This is a genomic window from Bacillus sp. GMs2/2, from assembly GCF_050172095.1.
Taxonomy (GTDB): Bacteria; Bacillota; Bacilli; order Bacillales; family Bacillaceae_G; genus Bacillus_A; species Bacillus_A cereus.
On the sequence record NZ_JBNLYE010000097.1, the window covers coordinates 1 to 14470 of the forward strand.

A 14470-nucleotide genomic window follows, 5' to 3' on the forward strand; every position below is an offset into this window, starting at 1 on the left:
TTTGAAATCTGTAATATATATTTTTTCTTGGTGTTACAATTTTTTCACTTGAAATATATGTCGGACGATGTTTAAATTAAAATCGTGAGTATAAAATTTGCTAATGATGAAACGTTTTCATATTTAGTGAATTTGATCAGATAAAATCGAGCGGTTTGTGGAAACATCCACACAACTACCAAGAGAAAAAGGGGCGAAAGACTAGATGTCAAAAATCATCGCGATTAACGCAGGAAGCTCTTCCTTAAAATTCCAATTATTTGAAATGCCAAGTGAAACAGTATTAACAAAAGGTTTAGTAGAACGTATCGGTTTAGAAGATAGTATCTTCACTATTACTGTAGATGGCGAAAAACAAAAAGAAATTACAAACATTCCAGATCACGCAGTAGCAGTTAATATGCTTCTAAAAAAATTAACTGAAAACGGAATCGTTAAATCTCTAGATGAGATTGGCGGTATCGGTCACCGTGTTGTTCACGGCGGCGAAAAATTTGCTGACTCTGTTTTAATTACTGATGAAGTATTAGCTGATATCGAAGAATTAAGCGATTTAGCACCACTTCATAACCCAGCAAACGTTGTTGGTATTAAAGCATTCCAAGAAGTATTACCAAACGTACCAGCAGTAGCAGTATTCGATACAGCATTCCACCAAACAATGCCGGAATCTGCATTCCTATACAGCCTACCATATGAGTACTATGAAAAATTCGGCATCCGTAAATACGGTTTCCACGGAACTTCTCATAAATATGTAACTGAGCGTGCGGCTGAATTATTAGGTCGTCCAATTGAAAGCTTAAGCTTACTTTCTTGTCACTTAGGTAACGGTGCAAGTATCGCAGCAGTAGAAGGCGGTAAATCTATCGATACTTCTATGGGCTTCACTCCACTTGCTGGTGTAACAATGGGTACACGTTCTGGTAACCTTGACCCTGCGTTAATTCCATACATCATGGAAAAAACAGGCCAAACAGTAGAAGAAGTAGTTAACGTATTAAACAAGAAGAGTGGTATGTTAGGTCTTACTGGTTACTCTAGTGACCTACGTGACATCATTGCGAAAGAAGAAGAAGGCGACCACCGTGCGAAAGTAGCACTTGATGTATTCGTAAGCCGTATCCACAAATACATCGGTTCTTACACTGCTCGTATGAAAGGTGTAGACGCAATCATCTTCACAGCTGGTGTAGGTGAAAACAGTGCGATTATTCGTGAGCGCGTATTAGAAGGCCTTGAGTACATGGGCGTATACTTTGATGCAAAACGTAATAACGTATTCGGTGAAGAAGCATTCATCAGCTTCCCACATTCTCCAGTAAAAATTATCGTAATTCCAACTGACGAAGAAGTTATGATTGCTCGTGATGTACTACGTCTTGGAGATATTGGTTAATATATGAAAAGAAAGACGAGATCCTATAGGATTTCGTCTTTTTTCTTTTGGATGTATTTTAAAACTCCATCCGGATATAATATTTTTTCTTTCTGAATGAATGCCGTAATAGGAATCCATTTCGCATACGCTACTGTTTCCTCATCTTGTATATTTAATGTTTTCATTTCATATAGTGACGTGTCTAATAAACGCAAAGAATATAGTTGAATGATTTCATGACCAATGTCTCCATCTAGATGAAAGACATTTTCTAAACAACCTAAATAATTGGTGATTTCCACTTCTGTATGAAGCTCTTCCCTAAATTCACGAATAACGGTATGTGCTGATTGTTCACCAAGTTCAATTGAACCACCAAGAGGTCGGTAAAATGTTTCATCGGCTGAATGATATTCTTGTACGAGAAGACGCCCGTGATGTATAGCAATGCCAAAAGTACATATACAATCACTCCTTATTTTTTTGTATAAGGAAGATTATAATGTGTTTTGTAGTAAAGGTGTCATGTATTTAAGAATGTGGTCTAATCGTAATTCCATCAAATAAGTTTTTCCAAAATGCTTCATTGTATTGGTATACATCCATAATAGGACATTTCATAACGCAAACACGTTGTAATCCCCAATCTTCTTGGGTGATAGTTGGTATATCGGCAGGAATTAGTAACAGGACAGAGAATGTATGTGTAACGATTTGAGATAAAATTTGTTCTAGGGAACATGCTTCTTCATATGTTCCTCCAGTTCGAGTAAATAATATGGATTCTGCCGTTTCAATTGTAGCTAGAAAACGATTAATACGATGTTCATAGTTTAACTTAATTTCTGTATAAGAAGGCCAAGAAGTTGGTGTGTTTACATCTGTTTTAAAGTCATGACAGGAGTCAATTTCATAAAGGTTGTCCCTTAATCTTAATTTTGCATCATCATCCCAAAATGAGATGAAGGATAAATTTTCGAAATTTAAAAAGCGGTCAAATCGATTTTGTAATAATACATTCACTTTTTCTAATGAGGGGCTTAGCATAAAATCAATAACGCCAAAAAATGGTGATAATTCTAATTGATATAATGCCCAAGCAGGCCAGCAGTTTTGTCCTAAGCTGAATACCGCATTATATTCTTTTTTTATATCGGATAGATTCATGTGATTTATCTCATCCTTTTTGTTAATATTTTATGCCATTCAAAAATGGTATGTGAATAAAGATAGACAAGCATATTTGCAAAGAATAAGCAGAAATATGTTACAATAGAAAAAAATCGAACGAGGTGGTTGTTACGATGCGATCGAAGCGAGAACAAGCCATTTTAGACAATATAAAAGAATGGGAAGCGCAATTAGTTGAGCAAGAAGCGACCGATTTTCAAAAAGTGTTTGATAAATGGTTACATACTACAGTTGCGAAATTACCTGAGAAAAAGCGAAAAGAATTCTTCACGAAAGCAGATGGATGGCTCTTTCATTTGCATGCATTTATTCAAAGTTCACAAGCACAGTTAGATGCACGTAATCGGATTTTAGGAACATCAAGATTATTTGATGAATCGATTGAACAGCTTGAAGATTTGAAAGCATTATCTATTGATCAATTAACATACATAGCAGAGCAGCAAACAGCACGTCATCGTCTATATTCATTTGTACAAGGCGGGGCAACAGGTGCTGGAGGTTTATTATTATTAACGGCGGATTTTCCGGTTATGATCGCGTTAAATGTGAAGGCAGTCCAACTTATTGCAACATCATTTGGACATGATGTGAACAAGCCGTATGAAATGATGCTTGCGTTAAAGGTGTTTCATGCGTCATTACTACCAGGAAGACTTCAGCAATATGCATGGTACAATTTATTGCAAGAGCTGGAGCAGGAAGATTCGTTCTTTTACGAAGGAGACGAAGCAGTGCTACAAACAGCTTCTACTGAGGTTGTGTTAAAACAAATTTTGAAGACATTTTCGATTTATGCTCTTCGTCGTAAATTATTCCAAGGTATACCGGTAATTGGAATGGCAATTGGATCTACAGTGAATTATCGTTTAACAAGAAACGTTACTGAATTTGCAAATAGATTTTATCAAGTGCGCCATATAGTCGAGAAAGAAAAAAGAGCATAAAAAAAGCGAGAGGCCGAAGCCTTTCGCTTTTTTAATTTGTTGCATGTTTTTTGGACATTGGAACAGATACTGGCTGTTTTTCTGCTGTTTTTTCTGTTTTTGGATAATAAATTAAATCCAATGTTTTTGCCTGTACGGCAATCGAAAGAATAGTAAAAGCAATTTCTGTCCAATTTAAATAATATAATGAAAGCGCAAGAACAATCGCGTCAAAGACGAAGAAAATTTGCCCAATTGTAAAACGAGTTCGTTTACTTAATACAATTGTTAAAATATCGTCTCCACCGGTTGCACCGCCAAATCGCAATATAAAACCGAGTCCAATACCAGCTAACGCACCGCCAACTACTGCAGCTATAAATAAGTTATTTGATAAATCTACCGTAAATGGAGAATAATTTTCCATAAAGGAATAAAATACTCCGAATGAAATTGAACCTAGGAATGAATAACCAACCATTTTTCTACCTAAAAATGAAGCGCACAGTAAAATAATTGGGATATCCATTAATACAGTTGAAATAGATGGTGAAATATCATAAAAGTTTTGAATGAATAGTGCAATTCCTACAAAGCCACCTTCTGTTAAGTGGTTTTGGAAGTGAATGTGATATAGCGCTGCTGCTAAAATAAATGAACCGATTAAAACCATAAAAATTTCTTTAATAATTTGCCGACTTTGGATGTTCCTCATCGTTATTCCTTCTTTCCGTAGTTAGTAGTCCTTTTTGTGTTGTAAACTAACTACGAGCTCACATGTAGCTTTCAGTTAGTTTACGAAAAAACTAACTACGCTATATGTCGCTGAAGAAATAACGAATAATCCTCTCGTCCATCAATTCTCCCTACCTTCGTTTTAGTTTAAGTCTTAAAACGACTAAACAAAACGTGGAGTAGGATTCGTCATTTAGCAATCCTGCTCTTCTTTGTTTTGTTTAGTTAGTAACAATTAAGTCCTAAACAAAACGCTATGTGTAAGAAGAGTCTTTTTTTTGCCAAATTATCCTTCGGGCAATCATAATTTCCCCACTCTCGTATTTTTTTCGCTAGACTAAAGTATCTGAGCTGAAAAATACGCTACGTGTATGATTCGTCAATACGATGCCACATGCTCCTTCGAGCGATCATGATATCAAAATCCCTTCCTTCAAGATTTATACTATTATATCATACTTTTAAAAAATGTATGCGGATGGAAACCGACAATAAACGGAGGGAATCTACAAAAAATGTTATGTTTAAATATTTTTGTAGAAAAGCCTAAGTTATTTCGGAGGATTGGACAGTTTGTAACGGTTTGTCCAATAAGTAAGAAAAAAAGGCTTTTATTCCGTTGTATTCTTTTCATCACTTTTATCTTTAAAAAACGCATCCCAACTAATCACACTTAAAAAAGTTAAAGCGATAATAACGAAAGCACGCATAAGCTGTAGACCTCCTTTTGTACATAGTATATGAATCATTCGATTCGGAATGTGTCATTTTTTTACAAGTCTTAACTATTATGAGAGTATATTAATATAGATAGATGAAGGGGAGAGTGAAGGTATGCTAAAAGGAATGTTCAAAAGAAAAGAATTAATATGTATTTCATGTCAGAAAAAAATTCAATATGAAGAAGAGCTTGTTGCTTTTGTAAAGTTGCCGAAAGAAAGAAGTATATTAGTTGGCACTTTTGATGTGTGTTTGGCAAAAACAGCACAAGAGATATATTGTAAATCATGTTACGACAAAAAAAGCATGACCCAAAGTAATTGAGGGGCATGCTTTTTTCATTGGTGTGCTTTCCCCTCAGATACATTTTGAGTGAGTCGATACCAAAGCCAAAGGTCATTAATGATGGAAGCAAGATCGGCAATTTCTGAATTTAGTTTACAAGAAACTTCGAAGTCTTCTTCGTTATTTAAATAATGTTGTTTTGTATTAATATAGTGCTCAAGTTCTTTTATACGATCAGGAATTTTCCCGCGAACTTGTTCCCATTTTAGTAAAATAGCATGTTGCATTTTTTCGGGGATTTCTTCCCAGTCTTCTTGTAAATGCGGAATTTCAATTCCTAGATGTTCATCGTATAAGAAATACTTTTCCATAAGTTCACCCCCGTTTTCCTGCTTATATTGTACAGAAAAACAGAAAGAAGTTCGACGAAATTGTTTGAAAAAATTTGAAAATGACTCTTGATACATTTTGTGAAAGGTGGTAAAGTGTGAATTATTATAAAAGAAAATGAATATTTATTCTTTAGGGGGATGCAAAATGAAGAAGAAAAAAGTTGTATTAGCATATTCCGGAGGTCTTGATACTTCCGTTGCAATTAAATGGTTACAAGAGAAGAATTATGATATTATCGCGCTTTGTTTAGACTTAGGGGAAGGTAAAGACTTAGCATTTGTAAAAGAAAAGGCACTTTCAGTAGGTGCAATTAAATCATATATGATTGACGTTCAAGAAGAATTCGCGAATGAATATGCATTGATGGCGATGCAAGCACACACTTTATACGAAGGGAAATACCCTCTTGTCTCTGCATTATCTCGTCCGCTTATTGCGAAGAAATTAGTAGAAATTGCAGAACAAGAAGGTGCAACTGCAGTTGCACACGGATGTACAGGAAAAGGAAATGACCAAGTTCGTTTTGAAGTTTCTATCCAAGCATTAAATCCTTACTTAGAAGTGATTGCGCCTGTACGTGAATGGAAATGGTCACGTGAAGAAGAAATTGCATATGCAAAAGAAAACGATGTACCAATTCCGATTAATTTAGATAGCCCGTTTTCAATCGATCAAAACTTATGGGGACGCAGCAACGAATGTGGAATTTTAGAAGATCCATGGGCAGCGCCGCCAGAAGATGCATATGAGATGACATTGGCGTTAGAAGATACACCGAATAAACCAGAGTTTGTAGAAATCGGATTTGAAGCAGGCGTACCGACTACTTTAAATGGCACTGCATATTCACTTGCAGAATTAATTAAAACGTTAAATGCGCTCGCTGGAAAACACGGCGTTGGACGTATTGATCACGTAGAAAATCGTCTTGTCGGTATTAAATCTCGTGAAGTATACGAATGCCCAGCAGCAATGACGTTAATCACTGCGCATAAAGAGTTGGAAGATTTAACACACGTAAAAGAAGTAGCACATTTTAAACCAGTGATTGAACAGAAAATAACAGAACTTATTTATAACGGTTTATGGTTCTCACCTTTAAAACAAGCGCTTCATGCATTTTTACAAGAAACGCAAAAGAATGTAACAGGTACAGTGCGTGTGAAATTATTTAAAGGTCATGCGATTGTAGAAGGACGTAAATCTGAGTACTCTTTATACGATGAAAAATTAGCAACATATACTGCCCAGGACGAATTTAATCATGATGCAGCAGTTGGATTCATTTCATTATTTGGTTTACCGACGAAAGTATACAGCCAAGTGAATCAAAAGAAGGTGGAAGCGTGAGCAAACTTTGGGGCGGACGTTTTACAGAAGAAGCGGAAGCATGGGTTGAAGAGTTTGGAGCATCCATCTCCTTCGATCAACAATTAGTAAATCAAGATATAAACGGGAGTATTGCACACGTCACGATGCTAGCAAAGCAGAGCATCGTGACGAAAGAAGAAGCAGAGAAAATAAAGGTAGGTCTTCAATATTTATTGAAAGAAGCAAAAGAGAATAAGCTACAATTTTCAGTAGAAGCAGAAGATATTCATTTAAATATCGAAAAGATGTTAATTGAACAAATTGGCGAAGTAGGAGGGAAACTTCATACAGGCCGAAGCCGTAACGATCAAGTGGCAACGGATATGCATTTGTATTTAAAAGAAAAGGTAGAACATATTATAAAAGCTACAAAGCAATTGCAAACTGTTCTTGTTCATCAAGCAGAAAATAATATTGAAACGATTATGCCTGGCTATACGCATTTGCAACGTGCTCAGCCGATTTCATTTGCTCATCATATTCTCGCTTACTTTTGGATGTTAGAGCGTGATGTAAATCGTTATGAAGATTCGTTAAAGCGTATTAATATCTCCCCATTAGGAGCAGGAGCGCTAGCTGGGACGACATTCCCGATTGACCGAGAATATAGTGCGGAGCTTCTTGGATTTAATGGAATATATGAAAATAGTTTAGATGCAGTAAGTGATCGTGATTTCATACTGGAGTTTTTAAGTAACTCATCTATGCTTATGATGCACTTATCGCGCTTTTGTGAAGAACTTATTTTATGGAGTAGCCAAGAGTTTCAATTTATTGAAATGAGCGATCAATACGCAACTGGAAGCAGCATTATGCCGCAAAAGAAAAACCCGGATATGGCGGAACTAATCCGTGGTAAAACAGGCAGAGTATACGGTAATTTATTCAGTTTACTTACAGTAATGAAAGGATTACCACTCGCTTACAATAAAGACTTGCAAGAAGATAAAGAAGGAATGTTTGATACAGTAAAAACAGTAGAAGGATGCCTTCATATTATGGCGGGCATGCTTGAAACGATGACTGTAAACAAAGAAAAAATGGGACAAGCTGTGACGCAAGATTTCTCCAACGCAACAGAAATTGCCGACTATTTAGCGAACAAAGGACTACCATTCCGTCAAGCTCATGAAATTGTTGGGAAGTTAGTGCTACATTGCACACAAAAAGGAATTTATTTATTAGATGTCCCGCTTGAAACATATCAAGAAATGAGCTCTTTATTTGAAGAAGATTTGTATGAAGTTCTTTCACCATATGCGGCTGTAAAGCGTCGTAATAGTGCGGGTGGAACAGGATTTGAACAAATCAAAAACGCTTTGGAGAAGGCGAAGGGGTTAGTTGGAGAGTTTGTTGGAAGTTGATTGATTTTATAGGGAAGAAGGTACGCTAATCTTGATGGAGAGAAGCTTACCTTCTTTTTTTATAGCCACAAATTAATCATACTTATGTCGATCTTCCGTAATTCGAATATACTCAATATCCATCAAATCTCTAAGTAATGCACCGTTACTTAGTTCAACGCCATGTTTCTCTTTAAAATGAGTACGAATCGTATCTAGCATTTCGAGTTCTTTCCCATTCACATCTAAAATAATACGTTCAGAATCATCCATGTTGCATCCTCCTTTTTTACACATATATATTTTGTCCGTCTATTTCTAAAAAATGTATGTTAACGTAATGTTAGGAAATAAGAAAGGGATGAAAAATGAGACGTATTTATTTTATAGGGTTAATTTTGTACACGCTAATTGTATTACACGTTGCATTCCCAAATATCTTTTCATTTGAGGATTTAGAAACAGTACACGTTGCGATATTTATTTTTGCTCTATTTGTAGTAGATTGCTTTATTTCTATATGGATTTCGAAAAGAAAAGATATACAAGGTGAAAAAGAAATGGAACGGAAAAAGAGAAAACATTCATTTTGGATGATGACATACTGTTTGTCTTTAGTGCTTACTGCTGCTTTTTTTAGTGAACATATTCCATTAGAAAGATTAAATATTGGATTTGGTGCGTTCGTATTCGCATACTATTTTTTTATGCACTTTCTTCCTTATATGAAAGAAAAGCGAGGAGAAGAGGAAAATCCGCTTGTAGAAGAAGCGAGAGAGCAAGAGCATAAGAGAATAGAAGAAGATATAAAGAAACTCGGAGAACAAAAGTGGTATTTAAAATCAAAAATCATATATGTTCTTTGCTTTATTACGCCGCCAATTGGCTATTTGTACGTTTTCTTACTTCGTAAAAAAATGACAGCAGATGCAAGGCAAACGTACTTAACGATCGCGACAATTATGATGGCATTATGGTCTTTGAAGTTTCTTCCGCCTTATGTGTTGGCAATTACCGTTGTTGTCGTAGCATGTCTTGTGTTTATAGTGAAGTTTATAAAATGAAAAACACCAAGCCTATGTGGACTTGGTGTTTTATCTATAAATTAAAGCTCACCTTGTTCCTCATCACCACGAACAACAAGGACATCGCATTTCGCATAGCGAATAATATGTTCAGAGACGCTACCAATTAGGAAACGCTCAACAGCATTTAAACCAGTCGCACCACACATAATTAAATCTACTTTATGGTTTGGAGCGATTTCTTTTGAAATTTTTGATTTAGGATTACCGAATTCTAATACAGTTTCAATTTTTTCAAGACCAGCTTCAAGCGCAGTTTTTTTGTAGTCTTCTAATAAGTCTTCTGCAAATAGATTTGCACGTTCCGCAATTGCACGGCTATAAGCTTCTACTGCTGAGTATGCTTTTACATCAACGATATGAGCAATTGTTAATGTTGCATTGTTGCGCTTTGCGACTTGAATTGCTTTTTTAAAGGCTTTTTCTGCTTCTTTAGAACCATCCACCGCGATTAAAATATTTGTATATGTATTATTCATAGTAAATTCCTCCCAATCTGTTTTATAACTGTTTACAACTTAATTATAAAACAAATTTTGGTAACGTGCTTGCCAGAAACGTTACAGAATTTTGAAAACTCTGTTTCAATTCATTTTAGTTGTAATTGGAGCGAGAACTTGTTACATATGAAGTATAGCAATTTAAAAGGGGGCAGTTTTGTGAGACATGCGCTCATTACAGCCGGTACGAAAGGTTTAGGAAAGCAAGTAACAGAAAAATTATTGGCTAAAGGCTATTCAGTAACAGTAACGTACCATAGCGATATCACGGCTATGGAAACGATGAAAGAAACATATAAAGATGTGGAAGAGCGTCTACAATTCGTGCAAGCGGATGTCACGAAAAAGGAAGATTTACATAAAATAGTAGAAAAAGCGATGAGCCGTTTTGGCAAAATTGACTTTTTAATTAATAATGCTGGTCCATATGTATTTGAACGAAAAAAGTTAGTTGATTATGAAGAAGATGAATGGAATGAAATGATTCAGGGAAATTTAACAGCGGTATTTCATTTATTAAAACTTGTCGTTCCGGTCATGAGAAAACAGAACTTTGGCCGTATTATTAATTACGGATTTCAAGGGGCGGATAGTGCACCGGGATGGATTTATCGTTCAGCTTTTGCCGCAGCGAAAGTAGGACTTGTTTCATTAACGAAAACAGTTGCTTATGAAGAAGCGGAGTATGGTATTACTGCGAACATGGTATGTCCTGGTGATATTATAGGCGAGATGAAAGAGGCAACTATTCAAGAAGCACGTCAGCTGAAAGAGCATAACACACCGATTGGTAGATCTGGAACAGGTGAAGATATTGCAAGAACCATTTCGTTTTTATGTGAGGACGATTCCGATATGATTACCGGTACAATTATTGAAGTGACTGGTGCAGTGGATGTTATTCATAGACATCGATAGAATAAAATAAGATGAAGTTTCGAATAATTGGACAGTTTATCCATTGTGCTGAGAGGTGCGGATAATACTGTCCTTTAATATAAAATTAAATCTATCGGAAAACTCGTGTTATTTTTTTGTCAAATATTGAGATATTATGTTAAAATATAAGAGCGTAGAAAGCGCTTTAAAAAATGATTCAGGGGTCATTTCATAACTCAAGGGGGAACTAATCATGCGTATCGGTATTCCAACAGAAATTAAAAACAATGAAAACCGTGTGGCAATGACGCCAGCGGGAGCAGTACATTTAGTACAAAATGGTCATGAAGTTTTTGTTCAAAAAGGAGCAGGTTTAGGATCTGGCTTTACGGATGAAGAATACGTACAAGCTGGTGCGAAACTTGTAGAAACTGCTGAAGAAGCATGGAATCAAGATATGGTTATGAAGGTAAAAGAGCCAGTAGCAAGTGAATACGGCTATTTCCGTGAAGGTTTAATTTTATTCACATACTTACACTTAGCTCCAGAACCAGAATTAACGAAAGCATTAATCGATAACAAAGTTGCATCAATCGCATACGAAACAGTACAATTAGACAATCGTTCTTTACCATTACTTGCACCTATGAGTGAAGTAGCTGGTCGTATGTCTGCACAAATTGGTGCACAATTCCTTGAGAAAAACAAAGGTGGTAAAGGTATTTTACTTGCGGGCGTTCCAGGGGTAAAACGCGGCAAAGTAACAATCATCGGCGGTGGTCAAGCTGGTACAAACGCAGCTAAGATTGCAGTAGGTTTAGGTGCAGATGTAACAATCATTGACTTAAGTGCAGAACGTCTTCGTCAATTAGATGATATTTTCGGTAACCAAGTAAAAACATTAATGTCTAATCCATACAACATTGCAGAAGCTGTTAAAGAATCTGACCTTGTTATTGGTGCAGTATTAATTCCAGGTGCAAAAGCGCCAAAACTTGTAACTGAAGAAATGATTCAATCAATGGAACCAGGTTCTGTCGTTGTAGATATCGCGATTGACCAAGGTGGTATTTTCGAAACAACTGATCGTATTACAACTCATGATAATCCAACTTACGAAAAACATGGCGTTGTTCATTATGCAGTTGCTAATATGCCAGGTGCAGTTCCACGTACGTCAACTCTTGCATTAACAAACGTAACAGTACCATATGCAGTACAAATTGCGAACAAAGGTTACAAAGATGCTTGCTTAGGCAACACTGCATTACTAAAAGGTATTAACACATTAGATGGCTATGTAACATTCGAAGCAGTTGCAGAAGCTCACGGCTTACAATACGCTGATGCGAAAGAGCTTCTTGAAAAAGCTCCTGCTTTATCATAATAGAAATACATTCGAGACCTTCCTTTATGAGGAGGGTCTTTTTTTATGGAGAAATAACATGTGAATAATTGTTATTTATTGGTGTAAATCATTTTTTATTATGATAATTTAGAATTATATAATAAAAAGAGGGGATTCAATGGGGAGTAAAAAGAGGAAGAAAAAGCAAGCAAAGAGACAAAAGTACATAAAGAAAAAACAGGAGCAGAACATACCTTTTTCACAAAAAGTAGTCATTACGATAGAGAAAACATTTCGGTATATTTGTATGTTCTTGTATGTGATTTTTTGCTTGTATTTATGTGGGATATTTAAAAGTTTGGGGATAACCCCCAATGTTATTGAAAGTATTTTTGGCGTTATGCTTGTTATGGTAGAAGGAATCTTATTCTTTATATTATTTGATAAAGTATGGCCTAGTCATGAAAGTAAAAAAGATAGAAAAAGAAGCAAAAAATCTTCATCCAATTCAAGCTCATCAAGTGGATTCGGTGATTACAGTAGCAACGATTGTAGCAGCTCAAGTGATGGTGGAGGAGATTGCGGAGGTGGTGGAGACTAAGTTAGTTTTTCAGAAGAACGACTAATGAAAGGGTGAGACGGAATATGGAGACTGTGAACTTAATAGAATTAACAAAGGACATTCAAGATCAACATAAAAACTTCGTCGTTTCAAATGTAAATAGTCATTGCTTACGAATCGCTGTATTTACTGGCGAATATGATTGGCATTATCATTCTAATTCGGATGAATTATTCATTGTGCTAGAGGGAGAATTACTTATCGATTTTGAAGATGGAGAAACAGCAGTTTTAAAGCCGAATGATTCTATTTTAATTCCAGCGTGTACGATTCATAGAACGAGAGCATTAAAGAGAACAGTAAATCTTTGTTTCGAAAATATAGAAGCTGATACGATTAAAGTGGAGCAGTTATGAAAAAATTATCTGTAGCCGAGTATAGAAAAATCATTCCGATTTTGGAAAGTAATACAAGAACGACGACATTTGCTTATGCGGTATGTGACCAAATGATAGATGGTGAGATTTTTGCCAACGAGAAGTTAACAGCAGGATTAATTCGTACAGTTAACGGTATCTATTATTTATTTGGTCATACGGATGATCAAAATTATAATGAAGATTTATTGATGTATTTAAAAATGGCTATTGAAAAAACAGAGAAGAGATTTACACTATTCGCTTCAAGTGAAGAGTGGGAAATGATAATTGAAGGGCGTTTTAGTAATGTACTTCGGAATATGCCACGAATGAAATTCCAAAGAGAAATCTTTGAAGAGCGAACACAAGATGCAAATAAAAATACATATGAAGTGAAGCGTATTGATAAAAGTGATATAGAACGAAGCAGTGAATTTACAGAGAAGTATTATAAAGAATATTGGGGATCAAAAGAACTATTTTTGAACGGTGGTTTCGGATTTTGTATAGAACAAGGTGGGATGATTATAGCTGAATGCGTCTCAATATTTAGAGGGAATAGTTTTGCTGAAATCGATATTGCTACGCATAAAGCATATCAAGGGAAAGGATTAGCTCAAGCTGTTGCGACACGGTTCGTTGAGCATTGCATGCAAAATGATATTACACCGTGCTGGGATTGTTATGTAGACAATATTCCTTCGCAAAAACTAGCTAGTAAATTAAGTTTTCATAATCCGATAGAATATAGATTGTTTGTACGTAAGAAAACGGGGGAATAAAAATGAATGTGGAATTAACGAGATTCAAAGTGAAACAAGGTAAAAGTCATCGTGTAGATGAATGGATGCAGCTTCTTAATGACAATATGAAAGAAGTGCTTTTGACATTAAACGACGAAAAGATGTACGTTGAGACAATTTTCCGGGAAATAAGAGATGGAGAAGAATACTTATATTGGTATTCTGTGCAAGGAGAAGGCGGGGCTCTTGTCGAAAATTCTCATCATGAAATTGATAAAAAGCACTTGGAATTTTGGCATGAATGTATTGATGAAGAAGCACCATCTGTTGATATGAAAACGGAAGTTGTTATGATTCAAGATGTTGTGAGGGAAGCGATGGAATAATAGAGTAATATTTTGTGAACAAAAAACAGTCTTATTTTTTTGCTGAAATATATATTATTGGAGATGCTATAGGATGAGAATTAGTAATAAATATATCACTCTCGATGAAATAGAGATAATAAGAGAATCCTTAAATAAATTGCATGAATATCATAATAATAAATCAAAATATTTTTCTGGCGATTACCCAAGAATGACATTTG

At 35.6% G+C, this 14470-nt stretch carries 18 protein-coding genes and 1 pseudogene; 13 read left to right on the forward strand and 6 right to left on the reverse strand.

Annotation, left to right across the window (positions count from 1 at the left end; translation table 11 throughout):
• Positions 1–205 precede the first annotated feature (205 nt).
• Positions 206–1399, forward strand: a complete 1194-nt coding sequence (gene ackA / locus ACQGS6_RS14030) for an acetate kinase (RefSeq protein WP_000034575.1) — start codon at positions 206–208, stop codon at positions 1397–1399.
• A 23-nt stretch (positions 1400–1422) separates the two neighbouring features.
• Here the strand turns inward: ackA and ACQGS6_RS14035 are convergent, their stop codons facing one another.
• Together ACQGS6_RS14035 and ACQGS6_RS14040 are read right to left on the reverse strand one after the other, a co-directional pair.
• Positions 1423–1845: an NUDIX hydrolase gene (locus tag ACQGS6_RS14035; RefSeq protein ID WP_085959026.1), complete on the reverse strand. Its 423-nt coding sequence runs from the start codon at positions 1843–1845 to the stop codon at positions 1423–1425.
• A 67-nt stretch (positions 1846–1912) separates the two neighbouring features.
• Complete coding sequence (locus ACQGS6_RS14040) at positions 1913–2548, reverse strand: DUF1796 family putative cysteine peptidase (protein ID WP_001053735.1); 636 nt, start codon at positions 2546–2548, stop codon at positions 1913–1915.
• A 137-nt stretch (positions 2549–2685) separates the two neighbouring features.
• On the opposite strand from ACQGS6_RS14040, the gene ACQGS6_RS14045 reads away from it, so the two are divergent.
• Positions 2686–3519, forward strand: coding sequence for an EcsC family protein (locus ACQGS6_RS14045; protein WP_001256853.1), 834 nt, complete (start codon positions 2686–2688; stop codon positions 3517–3519).
• 31 nt (positions 3520–3550) lie between these two features.
• Here the strand turns inward: ACQGS6_RS14045 and ACQGS6_RS14050 are convergent, their stop codons facing one another.
• On the reverse strand, positions 3551–4213 hold the full coding sequence (locus ACQGS6_RS14050) for a YitT family protein (RefSeq protein ID WP_001244515.1): 663 nt from the start codon (positions 4211–4213) through the stop codon (positions 3551–3553).
• Between the two features lie 854 nt (positions 4214–5067).
• Between ACQGS6_RS14050 and ACQGS6_RS14055 the strand changes: the two genes are divergently transcribed.
• Positions 5068–5277 carry a hypothetical protein gene (locus tag ACQGS6_RS14055; protein ID WP_426965235.1) on the forward strand — a complete coding sequence of 70 codons (210 nt, stop codon included), beginning with the start codon at positions 5068–5070 and terminating at the stop codon, positions 5275–5277.
• 14 nt (positions 5278–5291) lie between these two features.
• Here the strand turns inward: ACQGS6_RS14055 and ACQGS6_RS14060 are convergent, their stop codons facing one another.
• Positions 5292–5609 carry a hypothetical protein gene (locus ACQGS6_RS14060; protein ID WP_000417218.1) on the reverse strand — a complete coding sequence of 106 codons (318 nt, stop codon included), beginning with the start codon at positions 5607–5609 and terminating at the stop codon, positions 5292–5294.
• A gap of 166 nt (positions 5610–5775) precedes the next feature.
• On the opposite strand from ACQGS6_RS14060, the gene ACQGS6_RS14065 reads away from it, so the two are divergent.
• Both ACQGS6_RS14065 and argH read left to right on the forward strand, forming a co-directional pair.
• Positions 5776–6981, forward strand: coding sequence for an argininosuccinate synthase (locus ACQGS6_RS14065; RefSeq protein WP_000727588.1), 1206 nt, complete (start codon positions 5776–5778; stop codon positions 6979–6981).
• The gene (argH, locus tag ACQGS6_RS14070) at positions 6978–8366 is read left to right on the forward strand and encodes an argininosuccinate lyase (RefSeq protein WP_000041289.1); all 1389 of its coding nucleotides are present in this window, start codon (positions 6978–6980) and stop codon (positions 8364–8366) included. Before ACQGS6_RS14065 ends, argH begins: the two co-directional genes overlap by 4 nt.
• Before the next feature lie 72 nt (positions 8367–8438).
• On the opposite strand, the gene ACQGS6_RS14075 is transcribed toward argH, so the two are convergent.
• On the reverse strand, positions 8439–8618 hold the full coding sequence (locus ACQGS6_RS14075) for a hypothetical protein (protein ID WP_000342765.1): 180 nt from the start codon (positions 8616–8618) through the stop codon (positions 8439–8441).
• Between the two features lie 95 nt (positions 8619–8713).
• Here ACQGS6_RS14075 and ACQGS6_RS14080 point away from each other — a divergent pair, with 95 nt between their 5' ends.
• On the forward strand, positions 8714–9409 hold the full coding sequence (locus ACQGS6_RS14080) for a hypothetical protein (protein WP_001252886.1): 696 nt from the start codon (positions 8714–8716) through the stop codon (positions 9407–9409).
• A 41-nt stretch (positions 9410–9450) separates the two neighbouring features.
• On the opposite strand, the gene ACQGS6_RS14085 is transcribed toward ACQGS6_RS14080, so the two are convergent.
• A complete protein-coding gene (locus tag ACQGS6_RS14085) occupies positions 9451–9909 on the reverse strand; it encodes a universal stress protein (protein WP_001066673.1) in 459 nt (152 codons plus the stop codon).
• Between the two features lie 147 nt (positions 9910–10056).
• Here ACQGS6_RS14085 and ACQGS6_RS14090 point away from each other — a divergent pair, with 147 nt between their 5' ends.
• From ACQGS6_RS14090 to ACQGS6_RS14120, 7 genes and pseudogenes are all read left to right on the forward strand, one after another.
• Positions 10057–10848 (forward strand): SDR family oxidoreductase, encoded by a 792-nt coding sequence (locus ACQGS6_RS14090; protein WP_002005829.1) that lies wholly within the window; start codon positions 10057–10059, stop codon positions 10846–10848.
• Positions 10849–11062: 214 nt separating this feature from the next.
• Positions 11063–12196, forward strand: a complete 1134-nt coding sequence (gene ald / locus ACQGS6_RS14095; RefSeq protein WP_001219402.1) for an alanine dehydrogenase — start codon at positions 11063–11065, stop codon at positions 12194–12196.
• 139 nt (positions 12197–12335) lie between these two features.
• The gene (locus ACQGS6_RS14100) at positions 12336–12758 is read left to right on the forward strand and encodes a hypothetical protein (RefSeq protein ID WP_000534933.1); all 423 of its coding nucleotides are present in this window, start codon (positions 12336–12338) and stop codon (positions 12756–12758) included.
• Positions 12759–12802: 44 nt separating this feature from the next.
• The gene (locus ACQGS6_RS14105) at positions 12803–13135 is read left to right on the forward strand and encodes a cupin domain-containing protein (protein WP_000450941.1); all 333 of its coding nucleotides are present in this window, start codon (positions 12803–12805) and stop codon (positions 13133–13135) included.
• Positions 13132–13920 carry a GNAT family N-acetyltransferase gene (locus ACQGS6_RS14110; protein WP_000736724.1) on the forward strand — a complete coding sequence of 263 codons (789 nt, stop codon included), beginning with the start codon at positions 13132–13134 and terminating at the stop codon, positions 13918–13920. The genes ACQGS6_RS14105 and ACQGS6_RS14110 overlap by 4 nt, the downstream gene beginning before the upstream one ends.
• Positions 13921–13922: 2 nt before the next feature.
• Complete coding sequence (locus ACQGS6_RS14115) at positions 13923–14267, forward strand: DUF6176 family protein (RefSeq protein WP_001100228.1); 345 nt, start codon at positions 13923–13925, stop codon at positions 14265–14267.
• A 73-nt stretch (positions 14268–14340) separates the two neighbouring features.
• A pseudogene (locus ACQGS6_RS14120) lies at positions 14341–14470 on the forward strand (GNAT family N-acetyltransferase); the annotation flags it as partial.